We start from the raw sequence: 25,439 nt of genomic DNA on the forward strand, positions 1-25,439 counted from the left end.
TAGCATCCGGTCGCAAGTGCTGCGACCGGATGCCTCGCTGATTTGTGTGTACTTATGTTACTCGGGCGAGGCTCGCCCTCGTTTTTAAGGGCTATTCGCCCTTGCTCTTCTGAACGATCTCGTCGGCGACAGCCTTCGGGACCTCCGCATACGACTCGAAGGTCATCGAGTACACGGCGCGGCCAGAGGTCTTCGACCTCAGGTCACCCACGTATCCGAACATCTCCGAAAGCGGCACGAAAGCGCGAACGACCTTGACGCCGGTCGCATCCTCCATGGACTGGATCTGACCGCGACGCGAGTTCAGGTCGCCGATGACGTCGCCCATGTATTCCTCAGGGGTGCGCACCTCGACAGCCATCAGCGGCTCGAGCAGAACAGGGTTGGCCTTACGAGCAGCCTCTTTGTAGGCCATCGATCCGGCAATCTTGAACGCCATCTCCGAGGAGTCAACGTCGTGGGCTGCACCATCGATCAGCGCGGCCCGGACACCGACGGTCGGGAAGCCTGCGAGCACGCCGACCTGCATGGCATCCTGGATGCCCGCGTCGACCGAACCGATGTACTCGCGGGGAACGCGGCCACCAGTGACCTTGTTCTCGAACTCGTACGTCTTGTCGGCGGTGATGTCCATCGGCTCGAGAGAGATCTGCACCTTCGCGAACTGACCGGATCCACCGGTCTGCTTCTTGTGGGTGTAGTCGTACTTCTCGACCTTGCGGCGCAGGGTTTCGCGGTAGGCGACCTGCGGCTTGCCGACGTTGGCCTCGACCCTGAACTCGCGCTTCATGCGGTCAACGAGGATGTCGAGGTGAAGCTCACCCATACCCTTGATGACCGTCTGGCCGGTCTCGTGGTTCTGCTCGACGCGGAACGTCGGGTCTTCCTCGGCCAGCTTCTGGATCGCCATGCCCAGCTTTTCCTGGTCAGCCTTGGTCTTCGGCTCGATGGCGACCTCGATCACGGGATCGGGGAAGGTCATCGACTCGAGCACGACCTGGTTGGCCGGGTCGCACAGGGTGTCACCGGTGGTGGTGTCCTTGAGGCCGATGACCGCGTAGATGTGGCCAGCGGTAACGCCGTCAACCGGGTTCTCCTTGTTGGCATACATCTGGAAGATCTTTCCGATGCGCTCCTTCTTGCCCTTGGTGGAGTTGGCAACAGCCGCACCACTCTCAAGCTTTCCGGAGTACACCCGAATGTAGGTCAGACGACCGAAGAACGGGTGCACCGCGACCTTGAAGGCGAGAGCCGCGAAGGGCTCGTCAGCCGACGGCTTGCGCAGGATGACCTTCTCTTCGTCGCGCGGGTCATGAGCCTCGGTGGCGGGCACGTCGAGCGGGCTGGGGAGGTAGTCCACAACCGCGTCGAGCATGGGCTGCACACCGCGGTTCTTGAACGCCGAGCCACAGAGCACCGGGTAGATCTCGCTGTTCACGGTGAGCTTGCGGATCGCGCCCTTGATCTCGGCAACGGTGAGCTCTTCGCCACCGAAGTACCGCTCCATCAGCGCGTCGTCGGTCTCGGCGACGACCTCGAGCAGCGCGGTGCGGTACTCGTTGGCCTTGTCGACGAGGTCGGCCGGGATGGGCTCGATCTCGTACGAGGCGCCGAGGGTGACGTCACCCTTGGAGTCGCCGCGCCAGGTAAGCGCACGCATCTCGACGAGGTCGACGACTCCCTCGAAGTTCGACTCCTCACCGATCGGCAGCTGCAACACCAGCGGCTTGGCGCCGAGGCGCTTCACGATGGTGTCGACGGTGTAGTAGAAGTCGGCTCCGAGCTTGTCCATCTTGTTGACGAAGCAGATGCGGGGCACTTCGTACTTGTCGGCCTGACGCCAGACAGTCTCAGACTGGGGCTCGACGCCCTCCTTGCCGTCGAACACGGCGACGGCACCGTCGAGCACGCGAAGCGAACGCTCCACCTCGACGGTGAAGTCAACGTGACCGGGGGTGTCGATGATGTTGATCTGGTTGTTGGCCCAGAAACAGGTCACCGCAGCAGAGGTAATCGTGATGCCACGTTCCTGCTCCTGCTCCATCCAGTCAGTGGTCGCCGCGCCGTCGTGGGTTTCGCCCAGCTTGCGGTTGACGCCCGTGTAGAACAGGATGCGCTCGGTCGTTGTGGTCTTGCCAGCATCGATGTGAGCCATGATGCCGATGTTGCGGACCTTGTTCAGGTCGGTGAGCACTTCCTGTGCCACAGGTTTCCTCCGTTATTGGTTTGCGATTCGCGAGATCCGGATGCCGGGCTTGTCTACCGCCAGTTGGTGAACAACTGGTGCGACAAGCCCGACCACGGATGCGACTACCAGCGGTAGTGCGCGAACGCCTTGTTCGACTCGGCCATCTTGTGGGTGTCTTCGCGACGCTTGACAGCGGCGCCGAGACCGTTCGATGCGTCGAGGATCTCGTTGGTGAGACGCTCGGTCATCGTCTTCTCGCGGCGCGCCTTGGCGTAGCTCGTGAGCCAGCGGAGGGCGAGGGTGTTGGCGCGGTGAGGCTTGACCTCAACCGGAACCTGGTACGTCGAGCCACCGACACGACGGCTGCGAACCTCAAGCGTGGGGCGCACGTTGTCGAGCGCCTTCTTCAGGGTTACGACGGCGTCCTGGCCGTTCTTGGTCGACACGCCTTCGAGGGCACCGTAGACGATGCGCTCGGCGACGGACTTCTTTCCGTCAAGCAGGATCTTGTTGACGAGCTGGCTGACAATCGGCGCACCGTAAACCGGGTCGGCGACGACGGGGCGCTTAGGAGCTGGTCCCTTGCGAGGCATTACTTCTTCTCCATCTTCGCGCCGTAGCGGCTGCGAGCCTGCTTGCGGTTCTTGACGGCCTGGGTGTCCAGGGCGCCACGAACGATCTTGTAGCGAACACCGGGGAGGTCCTTCACACGACCACCGCGAACGAGCACCATCGAGTGCTCCTGCAGGTTGTGGCCCTCGCCGGGGATGTACGCGGTGACCTCGGTGCCGTTGGACAGCTTGACGCGGGCAACCTTACGAAGCGCCGAGTTCGGCTTCTTCGGTGTGGTGGTGTAAACACGCGTGCAGACGCCGCGCTGCTGGGGGTTGGCCTTCAGGGCGGGCGCCTTGGTCTTGGTGACCTTCGGGCTGCGTCCCTTACGGACCAACTGCTGAATAGTTGGCACTAAAGTTTGCTCCTTATAAGTGCTGCACGGTGACAGCGGGTGATGAAATCAGACCCATCGCGGGCAACGAGTGTTGACCGCTGTGATGATGGATATGCCGTGGGGGCCTCTCGCCACTACTGACGAGCCGACCCAGCTTCGGTGTGTCTTACAGCCTGCGCCATAGCACACACCCGAAGAATAATAGCACCGTACGGGAGGCTCGTGTGCAATGGCCGCCGGGTGGCCTCAGTACTCGTCAGATCGGAGCCGCGGGTCGCGCCACGGCGGTCGCTGCCGGTGCTCGTAGAGCCAGACGCAGACCACGGTGACACCGGACAGCAGCGCCGCAGTGATCGCGAACGGTCCGGATGCGACATCCCCCACTATCACCGGCGCCCCGACCGCGGCCACGACGACCATGGCCAGGTAGGAACAGGCCACCGCGACGACCGCGCGGCCGACCGGACTGCGCATCGTCCTGGCGCCGCGGAGGCTGAAGAACGTGACGACGGATGCCGCGAATGCCATCGCCGGCCCGACGAGGGTTCCGGCATCCCGGTTCTCGATCACATCACGGTCCAGCGCGATGCTGAGCAGCCCCCACGCCGTGATCACCAACGCGAGGTAGGTAACCGTGGCGAGCACGGCGAGAAAGATCGATTTAGGCCGTTCGGGCGTTTGCTCGCTCATATTCGGCCCGCTTCGCATCCTGCTCGCGGTCGAACTCCTCACGCTGCTCGATGTTGCGGGCCTTCACCTTGCGACCGCGCGCACTGATCGCGGCGCCCATCCAGATCGGAACCTCACGCGCGACGATGAACGCCGCGATCGCGAGCGGGTTGAGCCACAGGGCGTTGGTGAACCGGGTGGCGTTCTCGAGGGTGAGGGTCCAGGCCTGGGCGCCGAGCAGTCCGCCGCCGATGAAGGCCAGATAGACGAGTATGGCCACGATGAAGCCGCCGAGCACGTGCGCCCACCAGCCGGCGTTGTTGCTGATCAGCACCAGCAGGATGTATGCGATCGCGAACACGATCACGGGCAACCAGAACGACGGGTTCGTGACGAAACTGAGGTAGTTCTCGAGGAAGTCCTGCCGCGGTGGGATCAGCATGATGAGCAGGGCCGAGACGATGGCGAAGAGCACCGCGAAGACGACCGTGGCGCCGATGGCGAGCAGGGCGCCGAGACCGCGGTTGCTCTTCTTCTTCGGCGGGTTTGGCTCGCTGATGTAGACGATCTGCGGCTGTTCCGGCTGGGGTGCGGATGCCGGGTACACCTGAGTTGCCGGAGCGGCGCCGGCTGCGGCCACCGGGGCAACGATGGGCGCGGAGATTTCGTCGTCTTGAGCGGAGGCGACGGGCTCACGATCCGCGATGGGCTCGCGGTCAACGTGCGCTTCCCGAGCCTCAGCAGCGGCCGGAATCACCGGCGGCGCGAAGGTCGAGCGCTCCGCCGTCGGAGGCTCAACCAGCGCGGGCGTGGCGCTTCGGTCATCGACAACGTCGGCCTGGGTCTCGGCGAACATGGGCTCGTCGGGTGCGGGCTCGGCGACAACCGCCGGGTCATGCTCCTCGTAGGCGGGTGTGCTGGCGGCCGTCGGCTCGACGACCTCGTCGCCTGCGAATTCCGGGTCGGTTCGCGGCGTGCGGTTCTCGTCCTGGTTCGGCACGGTCTTGTCATCGGCCATAGCTACCCACTCCTTCGCCCGTTGTCGGGATCACCTCAGCTTACCGGTGTGCCTCGATCGGGGTACAAACTAGCGGCCCGACGCGTTGGCTGGCTCGGACTCAGCAGAATCGGAATCGGTCGACTCTGGGTCGCTGGTAGCGGCACCCTCGGGCTGTTCCATCACGAAGATGTAGCCTTCGACGGTCGACGTGCTGCCGCTGCCGTCATTGGTGATTTTCACGTTGGTGGCGAGCAGCAGCCGCTTTCCGAACTGCGCGTTCTCGATAAACCCCATCAGTCCGGGCCCGCTGCCCGTGACGGTGACCAAAACGGGAATGGCCACGAAGGTTGATGTTCCGACCGGAATCGGTGCAGCAGGGGCCGCCGGTGTTTCCGGCGCTGATGGTGCTGGCGTGGCGGTATCGGTGCCAGCCTCTGCGGGAGCCACGGGCGCAGCGGCACCCTCCGATGCAGCGAACTCTTCTGGCGTGAGCGCACTGAACGCCGTCAGCTGCATGCCGTTCTGCTCCGCGATCGCGTTCAGCTGCCCCAGCAGCGTCGCGATCGCCGTGTCGGTGGGAAGCGCCTCGCGGAGCCCCGCCAGCTCGGCCTTGAGGTTCGGCAGGTCAGCGTCCAGTTCCTCGAGCTCCCGCAGTGTGGCCTCGTGAATCTCGTTGATCGCCGCGACCGATTTGCGCTCGTCATCGGCTTTGCGAGCCTGATCCATTGCCGGCGCGACGCCCACGAACCAGCCCAGCCCGACGATAACGACGGCCAAGAGCGCCGCGCCAATCATCCACAGTCGTGTCTTGCTCATCAGCCAGCCGCCTCTTCCTCAAACCGCCCGGTGTAGACCTGCTCGTTCACGTGAACCTCGATCTTGACCTGGTAGCCATCCTCGGGAGTTCCCTCGACGGTGACCGGCGGCGCGACACCGGCGAACCCGGTCAGACCCTCCAGATCGTTCAGCCACAGTTCGACGTTCGGAACGGTAAGGCTTGTCGCGTTGATCGTGACCGTGGCAACCCAGTCCTCTTGCAGAGGCACCGCCTCTGCAGCAGGTTCCACCTCCGACGGCGCGGTCGAATCAACCACGATCTCGGTCAGAGAAACGCCGAGCGGAAGGGTCGCCGCAACTTCATCGAGGAAGGCACGCCAGTCGATTTCTGTCGTCGTCGCCAGTCGACGCGCGAGTACGGCCTCATCGACCTGGTTGGCGACCGATCTGGCCTCGGCAAAATTCAGTTGTTGGGCGAGCAGGTCGTCCGTGCGATCACGTTCACTCTGCAGTTCGATCTGGCTGGACACCGAACGGACCACACCGAAGCCCACGCCACCGGCAACGACGATGGCCACCACAACAACCCCGGCGAGCGCCAGTCGGACGGCTTTCTTGCCTCGCTGCAGGTTGCGTACCTCTGGAGGCAGGAGGTCGGCCCGTGGCACGCCTCCGAGAATCAACGGCTGATCTTTGGCACTCATGCTGCACCCCTCATTGCCAGGCCGAGCGCGACCGTCATGGAGTGCTGACGTCCGTTCATCGCGGCGCTGTGCCCACCGGATGCCACCAATACCTTGCCAAAGGGATCGCCGTACTCCACCGGAATCTGCGTTGCCTCACCGAGCACCTGCGCGAAGCCCGGCAAGTGTGATCCGCCGCCGCTGAGCACGATCCGGTCGATGGTGCCGTTGGGACGGGTATTGCCGAAGTAATTGAGTGTGTTGCGCAGACTGTTCAATAGTTCCGAGGTGATCTCGTAGATCAGTGCCGCGACGGGCTGATGCTCCGGTGCGGAAGCGCTTGGCACCATCCCCAGACCGAACTTGAACTGCTCGGCCTCAGGCCGCTCGATATCGAGCCTGGATACCAGGGCGCGAGTCAGGTCATCACCGCCGTTCGGGATGATGCGAACAAACTGGGGAACGCCGGCGGTGACCAGCAGCACGTTGGTCGTGGCCGCGCCGACGTCGATCAGCGCGGTCGTGCCGGTCGATGATCCGAGGGCTCGCTGAAGGGCGAACGGAATCAGGTCCACATCGACAGGGGCGAGCCCCGCCTCCTGGACCGCGCGCACGTTCACCTCGACCGCTGCCTTTACGGCGGCAATCAGCAGGCCAGCGACCGCTGGCCCGTGCTCACCTTCCACCTCGGCGATGGGGTAGAAATCGAGCAGCGCGTCTTCGACAGGCACCGGGATCAGTTCTTGCACCTGAAATGGGAGGGCCTCACGGATACGAGCGATGGGCTGCCTCGCCACAGTCAGGTCACGCGCCAACACCTTCTGGTTGCCGATGCCCAGCACGACATCCTTGCTCTTGAACTTGCCGTCTGTCCACAGCTGCTTCAGCGCTGTCGCGACGGTGTGCACTTCCATCACTTCGCCGCTCCGGACAGCGCCCGCAGGGATGGGGACCTCGTGGTAACGCAAGACAGTGGGCCGCGCTTTCGGTGTGTTCTCCACCTCGACCCCACGTAGCGCTGTTTCGCCGATATCGACTCCGACAATTCGCGTCGCCATTGCTTCCCCCTAGACCAAACCGAACATCGTTAAATATGCGCGTGCGATGGCATCGCCACCCAGCATCCCCACCCATGCCCCCACGATCATCCACGGACCGAACGGAATCGCTGTGCGACGACCAGCCCTGCGGATAATCACGAGTATCACGGCAAACAGGCCGCCGAGCAAGAACGCCGCGAACGCGCCGACCGCGAGCGAGCCCCAGCCGACCCAACCGAGGTACAGCCCAAGCACTCCGGCGAGCTTCACGTCGCCGAATCCCATGCCGCCTGGGTACACAAGTGCCATTACCAGGTACAGCCCGAACAGCGCGCCCGCCCCGACGAGCGCGGGCAGTAGCCGGCCCGGTTCCGAGGCGAGTAGGGCTGCTGCGCCCAGCAGCGCTGCGCCGACCGGGTACGCGGGTAGCACGATCTTGTTTGGGAGCGTGTACGTGTCAATGTCGATGAGCGCGAGAGCAACGCTGATCGCGGCCAGGTACAGGAATGCCACGAGCACCGCGACCGTTGCCATCCAGCCCCATCCGTTTGTCGAGTCTGCCGACAGCAGCCACCACCCGACTACGGCAAAGAACAACGCGGTGCCGAGTTCCACCAACGGATACCGTGCCGAGATCTTGGCGTCGCAGTCCCGGCAGCGCCCGCGCAGCCACAACCACGACACAACGGGGACGTTGTCCCACGGTCGTATGCCGGCACCACACGCCCCGCATGCGCTCGGCGGCGAGACAATCGAGCGTCCCGCGGGCACCCTGAAGATGACGACGTTGAGGAACGACCCGATGAGGGCACCGAATAGACCGGCTCCTGTGGTGAGCACCGCGACCACTCAGTTACCCCAGCTCGCGATAGCTCACGCGATCGCCGAGTAGCGCATCGTCCAAGGCCATGATGGGCGGCAGGCTGGCGTCGAAGTCAACGCCCGGCACCCCGACCGGCACGTAAACGAGTTGCGCCTGCTGCAGGAACTCCATGGTGCCGCCATACAGCTGTCCGCGCCAGTTGTTGCGATCGCTGATCACCTTGCATGGCGTGTATGCCATCGCCGAGATCGTGGCGTCAATGTCTGCTTCGTTGGTGAGCGTGATCGTTCCCGCGTCGCCGGTGCACGTCGGCAGGTCATCGTTCACATTGTCCGGAACCATGAACCACAGGTACCGGGTTGTCGCGTCGTTCGAATCGACGACGAGCTTGTCTACGTGAAATTTCCAGGCGATGAACGACACGTTCGCGCTCAACACGAGGTTGCGAATGTTGTTCTGGAAATTGATACCGGCGGCCCCGCAACTCAACGCGTTCACGACGATGTTGCCCGTTGTCGCAGTCTGCGTGGCAAGGCCGTCCCAGAACGCGTGCGAGTTTCCGACGTTGCAATCGCCGGACCACATCACTTCGGTGTAGCCGCCCCAGCTTGAGGACGGGTACGGGATGTCGGTCCAATCAGGGACGCGAGGTGCCGGAAGGGTGGCGAGCCCCGTCAGGCCGCTTGTTGTCGACCCGTCCACTGTGCCGCTGATGTTGAGGGTTCCACTTGAGACGACGTCACCCATCACCCGACCGCTGCTGTCGACGCGCACTACGTGGCTGGCCGTTCCAGCGAGCGTCACGCCGCCTTTCACGAGGTCTTCTACGCGGATGTTGCCGCCAGCGTGCACGCTGCCCTGCACTTCGCCGATCCCGCTTCGCAACCGCACCACCTCGGCGCCCACTGCGGATCCCTGCCCGAGCGCGATGATGTTGCCTTTTACCACGGTGCCGCTGCCGTCGATGTTGACTGTCTGCGATACGTGGATATCGCCGTTCACATTGCAGCGATCGAGGTCGACGTAACCGTTTGCCAGCACTACCGAGCCGTCGATTGTCGCACCGTTCAGGCAAATCACGTTGCCGTTCTTAATCTGCACATCAGCCTTGATGCTCTCGGCCGAAGAGTTGAGCACGAAGTTCTTGAATGTGCCCTCCATCGTGTGCGCATACACTGCGGGCTCAATCGCCGGCACTTCGACGTAGACGGGAATGTACGCGTAAATCGCCTCGATTTCACGACTGTTGCCCGAGCTCGCACCCGCGACGCCGGGATCTTCCGCGTGGCCAGTGGACACGATCCGCACGAGTTTTGCGTCGTCGGGTGGACAGCCCGGCTGCCACGAGGGCGATACGGAATTCAAGGCGTAGGAGAACACGTATTCATAGCGCGGAGCCGTCAGTGACTGAGAGGTCACCGTGCACGTGTTCTGAAGGTCAACGAGAGCCTGGTCGATGCCCGCTTCCGCGGCGGCGCGGGCCTGCACCGACGCCCGGTTCGAGCTCGTCACGCCGAGCGCATGCACGGTAGACGTCGTCACGGTCACCGCGATGATCGCCGCCACCGCCATTACACCCAATACGGCAATGAGTGCGCTTCCCTGTTCGGACGAGCGTCGTTGCGTCATTCGGGTTAGAAACATAGCGATTCCACTTCGATCGGAATGACATCGGGCTGCCGACTCACGGCGGTGGTCTCGATCAAGACTGGTTGTTCATCGCCCGTGGCGACTTGCACCGTGAGCGCCGCGGTCAGGTCCGACTGAGCGAACACTTGAACTCCCGTGATGGGATCTGCGCCCTCTGCGAGCAGCGTCCAGTCGGCCACGTCAGTCGCGTCGACCGGCAGCGGAATCGCGCTGGAGGAGCGGGTTGTGCGGATCTCGCCCGCGCCGAAATACCACGCCTCACAGTGCGCGGCAGCGGGGCTACTGACCGCGTTGTCGACGATCAATGCCCGCAGCACTTCTGCACCTGCAAAGGGAACCGCCCGTTCCAGCTCTCGAGCGTGGCGAACACCGTGCGTAAAGGACTGGGAGACGAGTTGGGCGCTGCTGCTGGCGTTGGATGCCTCGCGTACTGTCTTGTCCGCATTGATCGAGTTGATGAGTATGCCGCCGACAATGGTCAGGACAACAACTGCCAGCATCGAGTAGATGACCAGTTCGATCAGCGTCATGCCGCGCTCGGACTTCATACGGGTGCTCATGGCGTCGGCGTTTCGAGGTAGATAAGTGTCACGGCTTCGGCCAGCCGATTGGTCTCACCATCTTTGGTGACCCAGGCGGTTACCTTGACGACGCTGGGATAGACCGTCGGATCTGTCGAGCAGGTTGCGACGGTCCTGTGTGGGCGGTATACAGTGCCGCGGTCATCCGTCGTCGTCGCCACGGGAAGATCGTCGAACGCACTGATGTCGGCGCAATTCGCCGGGACGTCACGTGCGGAGTCAAGCTGCTCGTTGACGAGCTGGCTGGCGGTTGCAATCGTGGCATTGGTGACTGTGGTGCGCAGGCCGTTGATCAGCAACGGTAGGAACGCCACGGCGAGCATGGCGATCAGGAACATCGAGACCATGATCTCGATGAGTCCAAAGCCAGACTCATTCGGGTTGGGGTCCGGGTTCGCGTTTTCGTTCACTGTTCGGGCCCCCTTCCGAAATGATTGCGACGCGATGGGAGCGGTGGGGAGACCATTTCTGGGCTCCCCACCGCTGTTGCTACTACGGCGTGGCTACGTTAGCGACACAAGTGCCTTCGATAACGCCGCTGTTGTCATCCGCGGCCCACGAGGCACCCGTCAGATCCGTGTGCGTGCCAGCGACACAGAATGCAGTGCCAGTGCCACCGATAGCGACAGCGACAGGCCCATCACTGAACTGGTCCACAATGGCCGTGATGTCGGCGGCGACTGGGTAGGACCCAGACTCCACCATCTTCGCGACTACCGCTGTCTTCGCGTTGGTGATTGCCGACTCCACCGCGCTTCCCTTGGCCTGCTCCTGCTGGCCAAGGAAGATCGGGATGGCGATGGCGGCCAAGATGCCGATGATGATGACAACGACGAGGAGTTCGATCAGGGTGAAGCCCTTTTCGTCCTTGCCGAGTGCGACGCGCTTGGCTTCAAGCGCCTTGATGAAAGCAGTCATGATTTTTCCGTTCCTGTTCATGTGACTTGCGTGGACAGGTGGCCCCCATTGTGAATAGCCCCCCAAGTGGATTGTGGCAGAAAGGACTGGCGCAATACACGCCCTGACCAGTACTTTTTGCCATTGACGCACCCCCAATGCAGGGGGTGCCGACGCGCTAATCCACGAGCGTGAAGATGTTGAAGATCGGGAGGTACAGGGCGACGATCATTCCACCGAGCACTACGCCCATGAAGGCGATCATCAGCGGCTCGATGAGCGCCGTGAGCTGTTCGGTGGTCGCCTCCACTTCCTGGTCATAGAAGTCAGAGATCTTCTCCAGCATCGTCTCGAGCGACCCCGAGTCTTCACCCACCGAAATCATTTGAGTAACCATGGGCGGGAAGACCGGTTCTTCAGCGAGAGGCGCCGCGATCGACTTTCCTTGGCGCACCGATTCCTGCACCTTGAGGAGAGAGTTCTCAATTACCCAGTTGCCAGATGTCGAACCGACGATCGCGAGCGAGCGCATGATGGGCACACCCGACTTCATCATGGTCGAGAAGTTGCGGGTGAAGCGCGCGACGGCGATCTTCGTCATCAGCGGCCCGAACACAGGTAGCTTCAACTTCCAGGGATCGACGACTTTGCGCACTTTCTCCGTGTGCTTGTTCTTACCCCACCACACGGCAAACACAACAATGATGACGACGAGCGCAGGCCCGAACCAGACCATGATCTCTGACAGCCACACGAGGAACTGTGTTGGCAAGGGAAGCTCGCCGCCCAGTCCCGCGAACATGTCCTCAAATACTGGCACGATGAACAGCAGCATCCCCACTACGCCGAGCAGTGCCATGATCAGTACGACGATTGGATACGTCATCGCGGACTTGATCGTCCCGATCAGCTTAACTTCGGCCTCGTAGTTTTCGGCGATTGCTTCCAGCGACCCCTCGAGGAAGCCCCCCGTCTCACCCGCGCGCACCATGTTGATCATGAGCGGAGGGAATATGATCTCGTGCTTGGCCATCGCGTCAGATAAGGATGAGCCGGCTTCGACGTCCGTCCGCACCCGGTCGAGCGTCTGCGCGAGCTTCGGGTTTTCGCTCTGCTCAGTCAGGATGGTAAGCGTGCGCATGAGCGACAGACCGGATGAGATCATCGTGGCCATCTGGCGGCTCATTACCGCTAGGTCTTTCAGACCAACCTTTTTCCCGAACAGGCCGCCGAGTGTGATCTCCTTGTTGAGGCCCGTGCCTGCGCCACCCTCGGCGATTTGTATCGGCGAGATGCCCATCGTGTGCAGCCGCGCCGCGACCGCCGTCTGCGTCGGGGCGTCTACCGTGCCTTTCACGGTCTTGCCCGAGGCGTCGCGCCCCTTATAGGTGAAGGTGGCTGTTGCCACTTACTTCACCTGGCCTGAAAACGCGTCTCCGAAGTCGATGCCACCGGACATTCCGGCGCCGGACGGGGACTCCTGCCGGTGGATGAGTCGCTTCAAAGTCTCGGGGTCCTGGCACTTCTCGTAGGCAGCCTGCGAGGTGATCTGGCCACTGTTCACGAGATCGGCAAGGTGCTGGTCCAGCGTGTGCATGCCCAGCTCACGGCCGGCCTGCATCATCGATGTGATCTGGTAAGTCTTTCCTTCTCTAATCAAGTTGTTGATGGCCGGGGTCGAAACCAGAACCTCTGTCGCGACAACACGGCCGCGGCCGCCCGCCTTTTTGAGAAGAGTCTGGGTGACGACGCCCTGAAGGGAGGACGCGAGCTGCGAGCGCACCTGCTCCTGCTGGTGCGGCGGGAAGACGTCGATGATGCGGTCGATCGACTGCGCGGCGGACTGCGTGTGCAGGGTGGCAAAGACGAGGTGGCCAGTCTCGGCCGCTGTGAGGGCTACCGAGATCGTCTCCAGGTCGCGGAGCTCGCCGACCAGGATCACGTCTGGGTCCTGACGGAGCACGTGCTTGAGCGCAGCGCCGAAGCTGTGGGTGTCGTGCCCGACCTCGCGCTGGTTCACCAGCGACTTGTGGTTCTGGTGCAGGAACTCGATCGGGTCTTCGACGGTCATGATGTGGTCGGCGCGTGTGCGGTTGACCATGTCGATGATGGCCGCCAGCGTGGTCGACTTGCCGGAACCGGTCGGGCCCGTCACAAGCACCAGACCGCGGGCGAGCTGGGCGAAGCGGGCGACCGACTCTGGGATGCCCAAGTCGTGCAGCTGCTTGATCTCGGTCGGGATGAGACGGAATGCGGCACCCAGGGAGGTGCGCTGCTGGTAGATGTTCACACGGAAGCGCGCGTTGCCCGAAATGGTGTAGGCGAAGTCGAGTTCCAGCTCGGACTCGAACTGCTCGCGCTGGGCGGGCGACATGATGCTGTGCAGTGCGGAGGCGACCTTGTCGCGAGTCCACGAGGTTGCGCCGTCGATCGGGCGCAGGCCGCCGTCGACGCGGATCATCGGGGCCGCGTTCGCGCTGACGTGCAGGTCAGATGCGCCGGACAGCAGCACCTCCTGCAGCGCGGCGATTAGCTCGGCGTCGGCGTTTTCGAGCGACTCGCGCCACTGGTCGGCACCGTCGTCGATGACTGTCGGCACGTACTCGGGCGGCGGCGCGAGCACCGCGGCTGGCGCTAGCACGGTCGGCTCGGTGACCGGGGCGATGTTGTGAGTGGGCACGGCGGCCTCCTGGCTCGACGGAACGGTGTGTACGGGTTCTGCCGCAACGGGCGGCACCGGATACTGCGTTTCGGGTCGGGCTAGGGGGAGGACGGACGTAAGGGTGTCGACCGGAGTGGGTTCAGGGTAGATGGCCGGTGCGACGGGTTCGACGGAGTATGCCGGCTGGGTCGGGATGACCGCCGTTGGCGTTGCGTCGAAGTATGCAGGCTCCGGCACGGCCACAGGAACCTGCTCGGCGCGAGAGCTCGACTGCGAGAGCGACCAGGCAGCACGCGGCGGCTCGACGGGATCGGGAGTGGAAGTCCACGCGGGCTCTGCCGGTTGTTCGGTCCACTGCGCGGGGGTCTCGACAGGCTCGACCAGCGGAGCAGTGGGCTCGACCGGATTGACGGGCTGGAGGTACGCAGCGGGCTCGACGTCTGCGACGGGCTCGACGTACGCGCTGGGCTCAACATAGGCGGCTGGCTCGACGTAGGCGACGGCCTCAACGTAGACGGTGGGCTCGACGTACGCGGTGGGCTCAACGTAGGCGGGTTCCACGGCGGCTGTGGCGAGAGTCTGCCAGGCGGCTTCCAGCGACTCCAGCGACGTCGACGGGGATGCTGCTGGCGCAGGTGCCGGTGCCTGGTAGGAGATCGCCGCCGGCGGGTACGCGTACGCCGGGGTCTCGACGACCGGACGCGATTCGACCACCGGATGCGGCTCGGCCACCGAATTGTACGAAGCGGGCTCCGGAGCGGCCGGCGCTGACGGCACCGTCAGCGGTGCCGGCGGCATCAGGAACTCGGTCGTGGGCGGTCCGGTCGGCGTGTCCTGATACTGGACCGGCTGCGGCGGCGTTGCGCGCGGAAAGTCCGTCGTCACCGGAATCTCGTAAATCGGCTTGTCCATTGTGTTCTCCCCCATTAGAGCGCGGCTCACGCCACGACTCTCAAAACTTCATCGATGCTCGTCAGGCCCAGCTGGACCTTCGCCCAGCCGTCCTGCCGCAGCGTCGACATCCCCTGTGATTCCGCCATCCGTCCGATCTCAGCGCTGGACGCGCGAGCGACAGCCATGCGTTCGATTTCTTCGGTGACGGTCATGACCTCGTGCAGCGCCATGCGCCCGCGGTATCCCGTGTTCGAGCACTGCGAGCAGCCGACCGGCTGGAACAGCTCGGGCACCTCCATGCCGTCTTCGAACCCGAATCGCATGTTCACCAGGTCGCCGGAGTCGGGCGTGTACGCGCCCTTGCACCGTTCGCACAGTCGGCGCGCGAGCCGCTGAGCGACCACACAGTCCAGCGCGGAGCCCACCAGGAACGGTTCGATGTCCATCTCGGTGAGCCGAACAACAGCACTTGGCGCGTCGTTCGTGTGCAGAGTGGACAGCACGAGGTGGCCCGTGAGGGATGCCTCGATCGCGATCTGCGCGGTCTCGTGGTCACGGATCTCACCGAGCAGCACGACGTCGGGGTCGGAGCGCAGGATGGAACGCAGCGCACTAGCGAACGTGAGCCCGGCCTTCGGGTTAACCTGCACCTGGTTGATGCCGGCCATCCGGTACTCCACCGGGTCTTCAACCGTGATCACGTTGATCTCTGGCTTGGAGACCGTGTTCAGCGTCGTGTAGAGGGTGGTCGACTTACCGGAACCGGTCGGTCCGGTGACCAGGATCATGCCGTACGGCTTGGTGTACGACTTCTTGTACGCCTCGTAGTTGCCCTCGAGCAGGTTGAGGTCTTTCAGCGACAGGCTCGTGTTGGTGTTGTCGAGAATACGCATGACCACTTTTTCGCCCCACACCGTGGGCAACGTGGCCACGCGAAGGTCGATCTTGCGGCCACCGTGGCTGATCGACATCCGGCCGTCTTGTGGCTTGCGTCGTTCGGCGATGTCGATGTCCGACATGATCTTCAGCCGCGAGATCACACCGTTCTGGATCGCCTTCGGTGCGCGCTGCATCTCGTGCAGCACGCCGTCGATGCGGTAGCGAACGCGCAGGTCCTTCTCGGCCGGCTCGATGTGGATGTCGGACGCGTGGTCCTGAATGCCCTGGCTGATCAGCAGGTTGACGAACCGCACGATGGGTGCGTCGTCGTCGAGCGCCTCGGTGGTCTCGTCGGAGTCGTTGGCGGCGCTCTCTTCTTCGAGCACGGTGCTCAGGTCGTTCAGTTCGCCGTCGGCGCGGTGGTACTTGTCGAGCGCGGTGAGCAAGTCGGTGCGTTCGACGACCACCGGGTTCACCTTGACCCGGGCGGCGGCACGCACATCGTCGATAGCGAAGACATCGCCGGGGTCGACCATTGCAAGCAGCATCTGGTCGCCGTCCAAGGCAAGCGGCAGCACTTCGTGCCGTCGACAGAGCGCGGCGGGTACCAGCGCGACCGCAGTGCTCTCGACCGGGTAGTCGATGAGCTCCACGAACGGCAGGTTCGCGGCGGCGGCACGCGCAGAGGCGAGTTGCACCGCGGTAATCGTGCCTTCATCAACCAGCGTTCGAGCGGCGTGTTCCTCATCGACACGGTTGCCGGTGAGGTTGTCGAGGCTTTCGATGGGCACTAATCCGCGAAGGATTAAGATTTCCGTGAGGGATGTCATTGGGTGTCTCCTCACCTCGGGTGCGACTCATTCCCCCAAACGAGCCACATGGCAGGACACTAGTTCCAGACTGCAACGCTACTGAGCGGGCCCCCTGCCCGATACCCCACAAACGGGGGCTCATCGGCGTGTCGCGTTGGTAAAGCCCTGTCGAGAGGGCGCTTTTCGGCTCAGATGCCGAGCAGCACCACGATGCCGAGCCCGGCCGCGCCGGTCACCAGCACCACCGTGGCGGCGATCGCGACCAGCGCGGTGGCGGCAGTGCGTCGGTCGGTCTGCCGAGCGCGCTGGTCATCCGGGCCGGGTATCGGGGTGATCGCGACCGAAAAATCTTGGCGCGCGATCGGCGCCTCGGTCGCCAAGGGACGCGGCGCGTAGCCGACGGATGTCCCGACCCCGACTTCCGGGGCACGGTGCATCCGTCCGGTGTCCTCGACGAGCGGGGCGGGCGTCGGCACGTTCACCCGACGGTCGCGCAGCAGCGTGTGTTCCGGCGACGAGTCGTCGGCAAGGGTGGTGCGCTCGGCATCGTCGTCGACCGGTAGCCCGATCACCGTGGGCCTTCGACGATCCGAGATGGTGGTGGCGTCGTCGTCGACCCGGACCATGATGCGTGTGTCGTCGGTGCTTGGACTGAGATCTTTAGAGCTGAGGTCATGCAGTGGCACGTCGACCGCCCCTTCCCGGCAATTCAACCGTGTCGTTCGGACGCAGATCGATCGTGGCACTGTCGGGATCGGCCAGCGTCGAGGTGGCTGCTTCGCTGGAGGCGGCCGCCCCGCCAGCGATCACGTCGACGACGATCACCGACACGTTGTCGCGGCCGCGGCGGCGAGCGCTTGAGCGACGAGCATGTCGGCGGTCTGCTGCGTGGCGCCGCCGAGCGTGAGGCCGGCTCGAATGCTCTCGTCGCTGACCTCGCCGGAGAGCCCGTCCGAGCAGAGCAGCAGCCGTTCACCGGTGACCACCGGGCGCAGCCAGTAGTCGGCAGTCGACGTGCTCGCGCCGATCGCACGGGTGATCACGTTGCGCCGGGCGAACCCGGCCACCTCGTCTGGCTGGAGTTCACCGCGGTCGACAAGTTTTTGAGCGAGCGAGTGGTCGACGGTGAACTATTGCAGGTCAGTGCCGGTCATCCGGTAGACACGCGAGTCGCCGATGTTCACCACCAGCCAGTGCGGCACTCCGTTGCTTTGCAGCAGCACCACCGCGGTGAGCGTGCTACCTGCGCCGCGCTCCAGCGTCGCGGCGAGCCGACGCACCGTCGCGTGCGCACTCTCCACAGCCTGCACCACCTCAGCCGCGGTGATTTCGAGGCGTCCGCCGAGCGGCCTGAACGCCTCAACCACCGCCAGGCTGGCCCGGTCGCCCGCTTCGTGGCCGCCCATGCCGTCGGCGACGAGGAACACGGGCGACTCCGCCAGCACAGCGTCCTCGTTCACTGCGCGGCGTAACCCCACGTCGGAGCGCACGCCGAAGCGCAGTTCGACCGAGCCCGTGCGGGTCGGCGGCGCCGCGACATCCGTCATTCTTCGCCTACCGCGCCGTCGTCAGTCGCAGGTCGAGGTCACCCAGCTGGAAGCGTTCCGCAAGCTCGGTGGACGTCTCGGGCAGGATCTCGCGCTCATCGCCCTCGGCACCGACGACGATGACGCCGTTGGTGGAGTGCAAGTCGGTCACGCTCCAGCCGGCTGGGCCACGGTCGAGTCGCGCGTGGGTCTGCGACACTGTCTTCGCCGGGTCCTCGAGCTTCACCAGTTGAGCATCGGCCGGACCGAACGACGGCTTGGGGTTGCGACCGAGCAGCACCACATCCTGGGTCAGCGTGATGCTCTGACCCGCACCGGTCTGCAGCGACCAGACGGTGCGGCGTGGCACGATGCGTGTTGCTTCGTCGTCTTCAGCGAGAACGGATGTCGCAGCCCCGGTGATGATGGTGGCCTCGGTGTCGAGGTGGGCATCATCGAGCGGCGGGGTTGGCGTGGGCGTTGGCGGCGTGGTGGCCGCGGGCTGGCGGAGCGGGATGCCGGGAACCGTCGTGATCGGCGGGGCCCACGGGTTTGCTGCGGGCGGAGTTGGCGAGGACACGGGTTGCGGTGCTGGTTTCGAGACGCTCGCTGGCGGCGGATTCACGCGGTCAGTGCATCACCGGTTGGTTTCGATGGGTTCGAGAGTAGCCTGTCGAGGACTTCGGCGGGGGTGTGCCAGCCGTGGCGTTTGCGGGGTCGGGCGTTGAGTTCGGCGGCGACGTTCTCGAGGATGCCGGGGCCGTGGACGGAGAGGTCGGTGCTCTTCGGGAAGTATTGGCGCAGCAGCCCGTTGGTGTTCTCGTTCGAGCCGCGCTGCCAGGGTGAGTGCGGGTCGCAGAAGTAGATGTCCATGCTGGTGGCCAGGCTGATCTCCTGGTGCCGGGCCATCTCCGAGCCCTGGTCCCAGGTCAGCGACCGGCGCAGCTGTTCGGGCAGGGACTGCATGGCGGGGATCATCGCGTCGGCGACGGTGCGGGCGGTGTGATCGCCGGGCAGGTGCAGCAGCATCACGAACCCGGTGCTGCGTTCCACCAGGGTGCCGATCGCGCTGTTCGAGGCGGTCGAGCCGATGATCAAATCGCCCTCCCAGTGCCCCGGGACGGCGCGGTCTTCCACCTCGGCGGGGCGTTCGCTGATCATCACCATGTCCTTGATCGGCCCGCCGCGGCTGCCGGAGTCGTGCGGTTTGCGCAACGCCCGACCGGTGCGCAACGCCAACGCCAGCTCGGCGCGCAGGGCGCCGCGGCCCTGGACGTAGATGGTTTGGTAGATCGTCTCGTGGGACACGTGCATCTCCGGGTCATCGGGGAACTCCAGCCGCAACCGGCCGGCGATCTGTTCCGGGCTGTAACGCTTGCGCAGCAACGCCCGAACCTTCCGACGCAAGGGTAACCGGGTCAGCTTCCGCGGCTTCGGCCGCCGGCCACGCCGGTCGGTCAGCGACTGGGCAACGGTGGCCCGGTAGCCCTGACCGGTCCGGTTCCGGGCCAGTTCCCGGGAGATCGTCGACGGGTCACGGCCCAACACGGCCGCGATCTCCCGGCCGCTCTGCCCAGCGGCGTTCCGGACCGCGATCTCCTCCCGCTCCTGGAACGTCAGCCGGGCACGGGGCACTGGCGCTGTCCGCGCCGATTCGGGGATCACCCCGCCAGCCTCCCGGAACCAGCGGTATCCGGTCGGCCGGGACACGCCGACGCCGAGCGCCGCATTGGTCACCGACAGCCCGGACCGCACCCCTTTCCAGAACAAGCTCCGCACCTGAAACGGGTAGCCGGGACGAGCCATCACAACACCTCACAAGTTCGAGGTGATGCACTGACCGCTTGAGCTCAAGGGCGCTCGCTCCTCAGCCAGCGGTTGGACTTGAGCCGGCGCCGGAGCCACGGCCACAAGCGGGGCGACCAGCGGGGCCGCCACCGGAGCGGCCGTGGCGGCCGCCTGCGGCCAGGCCGCACCGGCCAGTCGCTCGCCGCCGACCGGGCGCACACTCTCGACCCGCGGCGCATCCTGCACCGGGCGGGCACCCTCGACCGGACGGGTCGCGCCGTAGCCGAGCACACTCACCCAGATCGGGTAGAGCAGGATCGCAAGCACCGTGAAGCCGCCGCCCTTGCCGAACCGGCGGTTCACTCGATGCACGGCCAGGTAGAACACCACCCAAGTGGGAATGTTCAGCACGGGGACCACGTTTCCGAACACCCACCACCACGGATATCCGCCGAGCCGCAGCAGCATCGCGATGTTGAGGAACGGCACCCACGCCTTCCACGGCTCCTCGCCCAGCTTGCCGAACACCTTGCTCAGGGCGTGGGAGAGCCAGACGTACACGCCGATCCAGACCGCGACGGCAATCAGCAGGATGCCGAGCAGGGCCGCTGCGTTGACCACTATGGCGTCATTGCTCATGACTGTGTGGCGCCGGGCACAGGCCGGCGCACTCCCCCATTCCGGAATTCACAAGACACCCTACTGTTCACGCGGCACTGAGGCGGCTCCTCGCCGGACTGCCAGAGGCGCAATGACAGGAGTGATGGGCAGTCCTACCCATCGCCCAGTTGAGTTGACGTCACCTAGTGTGTTGGAAGCAGGGGGCCGATCATGTCACCTCCTCATCACGAACATCAAGGAGAAGTAAATGGCATCGTTCATCGGTCAGATCCCCGAAGAAGTCGACGCGCTTGCGACGGACTTCGACGCCAAGGCTGGCGACATTGACACGCTGATCTCGGCGCTCAGCAGCAAGCTCGGCTCGACCACCTGGGTCGGTAGCGACCGCACCCGGTTCGAGGGCGACTGGAACTCGACCCTCACCACCAGCCTGCGCAACGTCGCCGGCTCGCTGCGCGACGCAGCGGTGCTCGCCCGCGGCAACGCCCAGCAGCAGCGCGACGCATCCGCGTAAGCCCACACCAAACCAGTCACGCCGGCTGGGCGCACGTCGCTCCTGGCCGGCGTACTCGTGACAAACCGGAGCCAGCATGTCTGTTTCGAAGTGGCAAGTGGCGCAAGCCGCCCAAGACATCCGCACCGCCGAGGTCGGCCTGACCCGGATCGTGCAGGAATTGCAAGACGCCGGCGTCTGGTCGGGCGCCGACGCCGACCGCTTCCAACGGGAATGGAACGACCTCGTGCGCGGCCGGCTGCTCTCCGCCGCGGCCAAACTCGACGCCGTCTCCTTCATCACCATCTAGCTGCATGATCACCCGCGAGCGCATCGGCACGCTCAGCCTTGCGGAATGGGCGACAGCGGCAAGCACGATAGTGCCCGGTGAGAAAATGCGGTTCGGCCACCAGAGCTGGAACACCGTGGAAGGGTCGCTGCTCATCGAGCTCGTGCTCACGGGGCGGATCACGGTCAGCGACATCCATCCGCGACATCCCGAGAAATCGCTGGTACGCACGCTCGATGCTGCGCCGATCGGGTCCGTGGGTGCCGACGCGGTGCTCGCCGGGCTTGGGGCAGCCTCCGGAAAGAGCCTCAACCACTGGCTCGCTCGGGTCTACAAGCACGGCGGGCCACCGGTGAACGACCGCCTGGAGACGCTCGGGCTCATCCGGCGCAAGCGACGATTGCTGGTTTCCAAGGAGTTCGCCGCGGAGGTCGACCCCGCTGTGCGTGCCGCCGTGCGGAACCCAGCCGATGCACGCTATCAGGCCACCCTCACGATCGCCGGCTTCGTCGGGCGAAAACGAGGCTTCTATGACTTCATCAGTGGCTCGTCGTACGAGGGCGGCCCGGATGTCGCGTGGCTGGACGCCCACCAACGCGCCAACCTCGAATGGGCCCCCGAATCCACGCGCCCGGCCATCAGCGCCATCCTCGACGCCCTGTTCGTCTTCTCCTCACCGGACAACTCAGTACAAGGCAACGGCTGAGATGCACAAGGCAACGGCTGAGAGGCGCCGAATGCTTCCTGCTCTGACTGTTGCCGCAGCACTGCTGCTAACCGGATGCGCGAGCGGCACCGAACCCGGCGACCGCTCGTTCACGCTTCGCGGCACCAGCACGCCGACGCTCACACCGAGCTCTCCCGCGGACGCGACCGAATCGGATGCCGCCACCGCAGTTCCCGCGCCGGAGCAGTCTGCGCCGCCCGCTCCCGCACCCGCACCAGCACCAGCACCAGCACCGGCACCCCCAAACGCCGCCCCGCGCACCGCGAACACCGTGGTTCCGGCGCCGCAGAACCAACCGAAGCCGCAAGTCACGGGCATCGACGCCGCGTACGACCTGTTCCTGATTCACTTCGATCTCATCGCCCGCGGCGACTACCAAGGAGCCTGTTCGCTCTATGCGGTGGCCGCACCCGACTGCGCGAACACCCTCAAGACCCGTTTCGCCGACAGCATTGCCGCCGTCGACAAAGTCGAGGCGATCGGCGAGGTGCTGCTCACGCCGTACTACTTCGTGCCGTCGGCGATCTCCGTTGACCGAGCTCGGTTCGAGCAGGACTCGCCGACCGATGTCTATCTGCCGTCCACGATCGTGCGGAGCCTCGACACGACCGCGTTCCGTGACGGGGCGGGCGTGACGCCGGGCTGGCTGGCGATCTCGAACACCGCGCAGCGCGGCGCTGACGGTGTCTGGCGGTTCAGCAAGTCCGTCATCCGCTGACCCGGGCCCGTCTACCGCGCGGACGGGAGGCTTTCGCACGCTTGGGAGGCCGAACCGGCGGGATTCTGGCCGCCCGTCCGCGCGTTCTCCTCCGCTCGATGCGAGGCTACGACTTAGGTGTCTCGTCCACCTCGACCGAGACGGCGTAGTCGGTCCCTTCGCCCTCGTACTCGATGGCGACCGTCGACCCGTAGACCGCGCCCGAGGCGGGATCGGTCAGGTCGCACTCCAGGGTGGTGCCGTCGACGAGGTCCACGGCGTCATCGCCGCAATCCATCTCGGGGCGCTCGCCCACGCTCTGCTCGAGCGCATCTGCCGCCGTCTCGGCGACCGACGCTGCCGGAACCGTGAGGTTGGCCGAAACGCTGCAACCGGCCAGCGCCAGCGAGGACGTGGCCGCGAGTCCGACAACGAGCATGGACATTTTCAGACGCCGAGAGATCATTGACCGACTTTCGAGGGAGGTGGTTTTGGTCGCCACCACCCTACCTGCCACATGGGAACTCCTCATGAAATCTGGCATGGGTAGTCCTCCCCGTTGAGACCGCGTCACCCCGCCCGTTAGCCTTGGGGCGTTCGCGAAAGTTGAATATCTCTTCGCGCATCATCACAGCTTGCAGACGAAGAGGAACCATGGGCAGTGCACTCGGGATGGATCCCACTACCGTCACCAGTCGGGCGTCGGCGCTGCGGGCGAACGCCGCCCAGTTGGCGTCGGCCGCCGACGCGGTAGACCGGCTCGCCCTGGCCTCGCTGAACCCGCTGAGCAACGGCCTGCAGCCGGGCGATCTCATCATCGCCCCGTGGGCGATCGCCGGCACGATGTCAGCCGCGCGCCAGGTGCGCCAGGCACAGTCCGCTGTCGACGACCTGCTCAGCCGGCTCAGCGCCGAAGTACTGGCACAGCAACTCGCGAGCGAAACCGACTTCTCGGCCGTGTGCGTGGTTCCGCCGGCGGGCGATGCGAAAGGCGGCTCCGAGGTCAAGGCCGAGGCCGCGGCGAAAGCCGGCGCCGGCGCGGAGGGGAAGGTCGACACGAAGGTCGGCGACGTCGACCTCGCTGCCGAGGGAGAGGCGTTCGCCGGGGCGAAGGCCACCGCCGAAGCCAGCGCGTCCATCGGAGACGAGGGCATGAACGCTGAGGCGAAGGCCGAGGCCAGTGCCGGGGCCGGCGCCAGCGGCAAGACCTCGGCATCCGTCGGCGATAACCTCTCGGTCGGCGCCGAGGGCGACGCGTTCGGAGGCGCGAAAGCCAGCGCTGAGGCCGACGCCCACATCGGGCCGGGCGGCGCCAGCGCCAAGGCCGGTGCCGAGGCGATGGCCGGAGCCGAAGCCGCCGCCAAGGTCACCAGCGAGATGAGTGTGCTGTCGTCGGAGATTGCCGGCGAGGCATTCGCCGGTGCCAAGGCGGGAGCCGACGCGGAAGCGCAGGTCGGGCCGTACGGCGCGTCGGCCAAGGCGGGCGTCTCGGCGTTCGCGGGGGCCAGCGCTGAAGTGAGCGGAACCACCGAGCTGATGGGTGCCGAGGTCAAGGGTGGCGTCGGAGTCACCGCAGGCGCCGGCGTGGAAGCCGAGGCAACTGCCGACTTCACCGCAGAGAAGGTCGGCGTGAGTGCCGAGGTGAAGATCGCTGTCGGAGTCGGCGTCTCGTTCGACGTCGGCATCTCGTTCAGCCCGAAAGAGTTGTCAGAAGACATCGCCAGCTTGTGGCCGTTCTAGCATTGAACCGGCCAGCGCTACCGAAGAATCAGGGGTAAATCCGTGTCACAGTTCGTTTCATACCCGAGCGCGGCCTTCCCGGCGCCGCCCGCCCTGGGCGTCGACGCTCCCGACGGGTGGTCTGCCCTGGTGGTGGAGAACACCGTGCTCGCGGTCGGACTCCCCAGCGAGCCGGGCGTCTTCACGCCGAACGTCTGCGTGTCGGTGTCGCGGGTTCCCGGCATCCACGAGCTCGATGAGTCGGTTCACTCCGTTGTCAGCGCCTACGAAGCGCTCGATGACTTCGCGGAGATCGGCCGGGAGTCGCGCGAGGTGTTCGGTCGGCCGGGCTTTCGCATCGAGGGCTCATTCGGCATGCCCAGCGTGGGCGCCGTATACCAGGCCGCCCACCTGACGGTCGTGCAGCAGGGAACGGTGACGCACGTGATCAACGCGGTCGCGACCTGCGCTGCTCCGCAGGCGCCCGAGCTGGTACCCGTGCTGCGCGCGATCCTGGATAGCCTGCGCGGTGTAGACGAGCGCGGTGTAGACGAGCCCGGTCTCGACGAGCCCGGCGCAGAGGAGCCCGTCAGTGCCTAATCTCACCACCACGATCGCCGCGCTGCAGACGCTGGCGACGGATCCGAACATCACGGTCTCCGTCGACGGCGCCCGCGTTACCGTCACCCAGGAGTACCGCGACACCAGCGACCTGTACGCGGGCCGCGGCGAGCAGAAGGCCTGGTTCGCCGTCGATGTCACCCTCGATGCCTCCACCGGCGAGTACTCGAAGACGTTCACCCAGAGCAGCACGGCCAGCGGGGCGAACAGCGGCGGAGTATTCGGATCCAGCGAGACGAAGATGAGCTCGGGATACGTGCGCACCATCCGCAAGGAGAAGGGCGTCAGCTTCACCGACGGCGCCTTCGACACCAGCTTCGACTCGAAGCAGGTGGAGACCACCGTCGAACGCGTGCTCGCTGAGCACGGGTGGACGAAGAAGCGCGGATTCTGGGACCGCCTGTTCGGCCGCTGACCGTCCTCAGGGTCATGACTACGCATCCCTCAGATTAGG

The 25,439-nt window shown here is 65.0% G+C and carries 31 protein-coding genes; 7 read left to right on the top strand and 24 right to left on the bottom strand.

Features of this window, described 5'->3' with window-relative positions; genetic code table 11:
- Positions 1-91: 91 nt before the first annotated feature.
- From fusA to HCT51_RS14945, 23 genes are all read right to left on the bottom strand, one after another.
- Positions 92-2,206 (bottom strand): elongation factor G, encoded by a 2,115-nt coding sequence (gene fusA / locus HCT51_RS14845; RefSeq protein WP_166877016.1) that lies wholly within the window; start codon positions 2,204-2,206, stop codon positions 92-94.
- 104 nt (positions 2,207-2,310) lie between these two features.
- Positions 2,311-2,781, bottom strand: a complete 471-nt coding sequence (gene rpsG, locus HCT51_RS14850; protein WP_166877011.1) for a 30S ribosomal protein S7 — start codon at positions 2,779-2,781, stop codon at positions 2,311-2,313.
- On the bottom strand, positions 2,781-3,155 hold the full coding sequence (gene rpsL / locus HCT51_RS14855) for a 30S ribosomal protein S12 (protein ID WP_055787040.1): 375 nt from the start codon (positions 3,153-3,155) through the stop codon (positions 2,781-2,783). The genes rpsG and rpsL overlap by 1 nt, the downstream gene beginning before the upstream one ends.
- A gap of 228 nt (positions 3,156-3,383) precedes the next feature.
- Positions 3,384-3,827 (bottom strand): DUF6121 family protein, encoded by a 444-nt coding sequence (locus HCT51_RS14860; RefSeq protein ID WP_166877008.1) that lies wholly within the window; start codon positions 3,825-3,827, stop codon positions 3,384-3,386.
- On the bottom strand, positions 3,799-4,824 hold the full coding sequence (locus tag HCT51_RS14865; RefSeq protein WP_166877005.1) for a hypothetical protein: 1,026 nt from the start codon (positions 4,822-4,824) through the stop codon (positions 3,799-3,801). The genes HCT51_RS14860 and HCT51_RS14865 overlap by 29 nt, the downstream gene beginning before the upstream one ends.
- A 69-nt stretch (positions 4,825-4,893) precedes the next feature.
- A complete protein-coding gene (gene pilO, locus HCT51_RS14870; RefSeq protein ID WP_166877001.1) occupies positions 4,894-5,622 on the bottom strand; it encodes a type 4a pilus biogenesis protein PilO in 729 nt (242 codons plus the stop codon).
- Positions 5,622-6,287, bottom strand: coding sequence for a hypothetical protein (locus tag HCT51_RS14875; protein ID WP_166876998.1), 666 nt, complete (start codon positions 6,285-6,287; stop codon positions 5,622-5,624). Before HCT51_RS14875 ends, pilO begins: the two co-directional genes overlap by 1 nt.
- Entirely contained in the window at positions 6,284-7,324 is a 1,041-nt protein-coding gene (gene pilM, locus HCT51_RS14880; RefSeq protein ID WP_166876995.1) for a type IV pilus assembly protein PilM, read from the bottom strand. The genes HCT51_RS14875 and pilM overlap by 4 nt, the downstream gene beginning before the upstream one ends.
- 9 nt (positions 7,325-7,333) lie before the next feature.
- Complete coding sequence (locus HCT51_RS14885; protein ID WP_224760520.1) at positions 7,334-8,146, bottom strand: prepilin peptidase; 813 nt, start codon at positions 8,144-8,146, stop codon at positions 7,334-7,336.
- Between the two features lie 13 nt (positions 8,147-8,159).
- On the bottom strand, positions 8,160-9,758 hold the full coding sequence (locus tag HCT51_RS14890) for a polymer-forming cytoskeletal protein (protein WP_166876988.1): 1,599 nt from the start codon (positions 9,756-9,758) through the stop codon (positions 8,160-8,162).
- Positions 9,759-9,763: 5 nt separating this feature from the next.
- The gene (locus HCT51_RS14895; protein ID WP_166876985.1) at positions 9,764-10,339 is read right to left on the bottom strand and encodes a type II secretion system protein; all 576 of its coding nucleotides are present in this window, start codon (positions 10,337-10,339) and stop codon (positions 9,764-9,766) included.
- Positions 10,336-10,770, bottom strand: coding sequence for a type IV pilus modification PilV family protein (locus tag HCT51_RS14900; RefSeq protein ID WP_166876982.1), 435 nt, complete (start codon positions 10,768-10,770; stop codon positions 10,336-10,338). The genes HCT51_RS14895 and HCT51_RS14900 overlap by 4 nt, the downstream gene beginning before the upstream one ends.
- An 82-nt stretch (positions 10,771-10,852) precedes the next feature.
- Positions 10,853-11,278 (bottom strand): type II secretion system protein, encoded by a 426-nt coding sequence (locus HCT51_RS14905; protein WP_166876979.1) that lies wholly within the window; start codon positions 11,276-11,278, stop codon positions 10,853-10,855.
- Positions 11,279-11,435: 157 nt separating this feature from the next.
- Positions 11,436-12,665, bottom strand: coding sequence for a type II secretion system F family protein (locus tag HCT51_RS14910; RefSeq protein ID WP_166876976.1), 1,230 nt, complete (start codon positions 12,663-12,665; stop codon positions 11,436-11,438).
- Positions 12,666-14,831, bottom strand: coding sequence for a type IV pilus twitching motility protein PilT (locus HCT51_RS18915; protein WP_304610871.1), 2,166 nt, complete (start codon positions 14,829-14,831; stop codon positions 12,666-12,668).
- Between the two features lie 26 nt (positions 14,832-14,857).
- Complete coding sequence (locus HCT51_RS14920) at positions 14,858-16,522, bottom strand: GspE/PulE family protein (protein WP_166876973.1); 1,665 nt, start codon at positions 16,520-16,522, stop codon at positions 14,858-14,860.
- A gap of 170 nt (positions 16,523-16,692) precedes the next feature.
- Positions 16,693-17,130 (bottom strand): hypothetical protein, encoded by a 438-nt coding sequence (locus tag HCT51_RS14925; RefSeq protein ID WP_166876970.1) that lies wholly within the window; start codon positions 17,128-17,130, stop codon positions 16,693-16,695.
- 46 nt (positions 17,131-17,176) lie between these two features.
- Entirely contained in the window at positions 17,177-17,329 is a 153-nt protein-coding gene (locus tag HCT51_RS18780) for a hypothetical protein (protein WP_224760521.1), read from the bottom strand.
- On the bottom strand, positions 17,326-17,571 hold the full coding sequence (locus HCT51_RS18785; RefSeq protein WP_224760522.1) for a PP2C family protein-serine/threonine phosphatase: 246 nt from the start codon (positions 17,569-17,571) through the stop codon (positions 17,326-17,328). Before HCT51_RS18785 ends, HCT51_RS18780 begins: the two co-directional genes overlap by 4 nt.
- 63 nt (positions 17,572-17,634) lie before the next feature.
- The gene (locus tag HCT51_RS18790; protein WP_224760523.1) at positions 17,635-18,051 is read right to left on the bottom strand and encodes a PP2C family protein-serine/threonine phosphatase; all 417 of its coding nucleotides are present in this window, start codon (positions 18,049-18,051) and stop codon (positions 17,635-17,637) included.
- Between the two features lie 7 nt (positions 18,052-18,058).
- Positions 18,059-18,610 (bottom strand): FHA domain-containing protein, encoded by a 552-nt coding sequence (locus HCT51_RS14935; protein ID WP_166876967.1) that lies wholly within the window; start codon positions 18,608-18,610, stop codon positions 18,059-18,061.
- A gap of 41 nt (positions 18,611-18,651) precedes the next feature.
- A complete protein-coding gene (locus HCT51_RS14940; RefSeq protein WP_224760494.1) occupies positions 18,652-19,836 on the bottom strand; it encodes an IS30 family transposase in 1,185 nt (394 codons plus the stop codon).
- 9 nt (positions 19,837-19,845) lie between these two features.
- Positions 19,846-20,457, bottom strand: a complete 612-nt coding sequence (locus tag HCT51_RS14945) for a DUF5684 domain-containing protein (RefSeq protein ID WP_166875746.1) — start codon at positions 20,455-20,457, stop codon at positions 19,846-19,848.
- Positions 20,458-20,686: 229 nt separating this feature from the next.
- On the opposite strand from HCT51_RS14945, the gene HCT51_RS14950 reads away from it, so the two are divergent.
- The 4 genes from HCT51_RS14950 (at position 20,687) to HCT51_RS14965 (ending at position 22,666) form a co-directional block, all read left to right on the top strand.
- Positions 20,687-20,953 carry a hypothetical protein gene (locus tag HCT51_RS14950; RefSeq protein ID WP_166875743.1) on the top strand — a complete coding sequence of 89 codons (267 nt, stop codon included), beginning with the start codon at positions 20,687-20,689 and terminating at the stop codon, positions 20,951-20,953.
- A 76-nt stretch (positions 20,954-21,029) separates the two neighbouring features.
- Positions 21,030-21,242 carry a hypothetical protein gene (locus HCT51_RS14955; protein WP_166875740.1) on the top strand — a complete coding sequence of 71 codons (213 nt, stop codon included), beginning with the start codon at positions 21,030-21,032 and terminating at the stop codon, positions 21,240-21,242.
- 4 nt (positions 21,243-21,246) lie between these two features.
- Entirely contained in the window at positions 21,247-21,927 is a 681-nt protein-coding gene (locus HCT51_RS14960; RefSeq protein WP_166875737.1) for a GPP34 family phosphoprotein, read from the top strand.
- Between the two features lie 31 nt (positions 21,928-21,958).
- Positions 21,959-22,666 (top strand): hypothetical protein, encoded by a 708-nt coding sequence (locus HCT51_RS14965; protein WP_166874669.1) that lies wholly within the window; start codon positions 21,959-21,961, stop codon positions 22,664-22,666.
- A gap of 106 nt (positions 22,667-22,772) precedes the next feature.
- On the opposite strand, the gene HCT51_RS14970 is transcribed toward HCT51_RS14965, so the two are convergent.
- Positions 22,773-23,090: a DUF4333 domain-containing protein gene (locus HCT51_RS14970; RefSeq protein WP_166875735.1), complete on the bottom strand. Its 318-nt coding sequence runs from the start codon at positions 23,088-23,090 to the stop codon at positions 22,773-22,775.
- Between the two features lie 209 nt (positions 23,091-23,299).
- Here HCT51_RS14970 and HCT51_RS14975 point away from each other — a divergent pair, with 209 nt between their 5' ends.
- From HCT51_RS14975 to HCT51_RS14985, 3 genes are read left to right on the top strand one after another with little or no spacing between them, the layout of a single operon-like run.
- Positions 23,300-24,385, top strand: coding sequence for a hypothetical protein (locus tag HCT51_RS14975; RefSeq protein WP_166875732.1), 1,086 nt, complete (start codon positions 23,300-23,302; stop codon positions 24,383-24,385).
- Positions 24,386-24,427: 42 nt separating this feature from the next.
- A complete protein-coding gene (locus tag HCT51_RS14980; RefSeq protein WP_166875729.1) occupies positions 24,428-24,964 on the top strand; it encodes an LpqN/LpqT family lipoprotein in 537 nt (178 codons plus the stop codon).
- Positions 24,957-25,400, top strand: a complete 444-nt coding sequence (locus HCT51_RS14985) for a hypothetical protein (protein WP_166875726.1) — start codon at positions 24,957-24,959, stop codon at positions 25,398-25,400. Before HCT51_RS14980 ends, HCT51_RS14985 begins: the two co-directional genes overlap by 8 nt.
- The last annotated feature ends 39 nt before the right edge of the window (positions 25,401-25,439 follow it).

Source organism: Salinibacterium sp. ZJ450 (assembly GCF_011751885.2).
Taxonomy (GTDB): Bacteria; Actinomycetota; Actinomycetes; order Actinomycetales; family Microbacteriaceae; genus Ruicaihuangia.

Coding starts and splice junctions, on each gene's coding strand:
- HCT51_RS14860 (WP_166877008.1), bottom strand. CDS start 3,827: ATGAGCGAGCAAACGCCCGAACGGCCTAAATCGATCTTTCTCGCCGTG.
- rpsG (WP_166877011.1), bottom strand. CDS start 2,781: ATGCCTCGCAAGGGACCAGCTCCTAAGCGCCCCGTCGTCGCCGACCCG.
- HCT51_RS14960 (WP_166875737.1), top strand. CDS start 21,247: ATGATCACCCGCGAGCGCATCGGCACGCTCAGCCTTGCGGAATGGGCG.
- HCT51_RS14940 (WP_224760494.1), bottom strand. CDS start 19,836: ATGGCTCGTCCCGGCTACCCGTTTCAGGTGCGGAGCTTGTTCTGGAAA.
- HCT51_RS14920 (WP_166876973.1), bottom strand. CDS start 16,522: ATGACATCCCTCACGGAAATCTTAATCCTTCGCGGATTAGTGCCCATC.
- pilM (WP_166876995.1), bottom strand. CDS start 7,324: ATGGCGACGCGAATTGTCGGAGTCGATATCGGCGAAACAGCGCTACGT.
- HCT51_RS14895 (WP_166876985.1), bottom strand. CDS start 10,339: ATGAGCACCCGTATGAAGTCCGAGCGCGGCATGACGCTGATCGAACTG.
- HCT51_RS14975 (WP_166875732.1), top strand. CDS start 23,300: ATGGGCAGTGCACTCGGGATGGATCCCACTACCGTCACCAGTCGGGCG.
- HCT51_RS14970 (WP_166875735.1), bottom strand. CDS start 23,090: ATGTCCATGCTCGTTGTCGGACTCGCGGCCACGTCCTCGCTGGCGCTG.
- HCT51_RS14955 (WP_166875740.1), top strand. CDS start 21,030: ATGTCTGTTTCGAAGTGGCAAGTGGCGCAAGCCGCCCAAGACATCCGC.
- HCT51_RS18915 (WP_304610871.1), bottom strand. CDS start 14,831: ATGGACAAGCCGATTTACGAGATTCCGGTGACGACGGACTTTCCGCGC.
- HCT51_RS14925 (WP_166876970.1), bottom strand. CDS start 17,130: ATGGTCCGGGTCGACGACGACGCCACCACCATCTCGGATCGTCGAAGG.
- HCT51_RS18790 (WP_224760523.1), bottom strand. CDS start 18,051: ATGACGGATGTCGCGGCGCCGCCGACCCGCACGGGCTCGGTCGAACTG.
- HCT51_RS14950 (WP_166875743.1), top strand. CDS start 20,687: ATGGCATCGTTCATCGGTCAGATCCCCGAAGAAGTCGACGCGCTTGCG.
- HCT51_RS14890 (WP_166876988.1), bottom strand. CDS start 9,758: ATGACGCAACGACGCTCGTCCGAACAGGGAAGCGCACTCATTGCCGTA.
- HCT51_RS14965 (WP_166874669.1), top strand. CDS start 21,959: ATGCTTCCTGCTCTGACTGTTGCCGCAGCACTGCTGCTAACCGGATGC.
- HCT51_RS14945 (WP_166875746.1), bottom strand. CDS start 20,457: ATGAGCAATGACGCCATAGTGGTCAACGCAGCGGCCCTGCTCGGCATC.
- HCT51_RS14875 (WP_166876998.1), bottom strand. CDS start 6,287: ATGAGTGCCAAAGATCAGCCGTTGATTCTCGGAGGCGTGCCACGGGCC.
- pilO (WP_166877001.1), bottom strand. CDS start 5,622: ATGAGCAAGACACGACTGTGGATGATTGGCGCGGCGCTCTTGGCCGTC.
- HCT51_RS14905 (WP_166876979.1), bottom strand. CDS start 11,278: ATGACTGCTTTCATCAAGGCGCTTGAAGCCAAGCGCGTCGCACTCGGC.
- HCT51_RS14865 (WP_166877005.1), bottom strand. CDS start 4,824: ATGGCCGATGACAAGACCGTGCCGAACCAGGACGAGAACCGCACGCCG.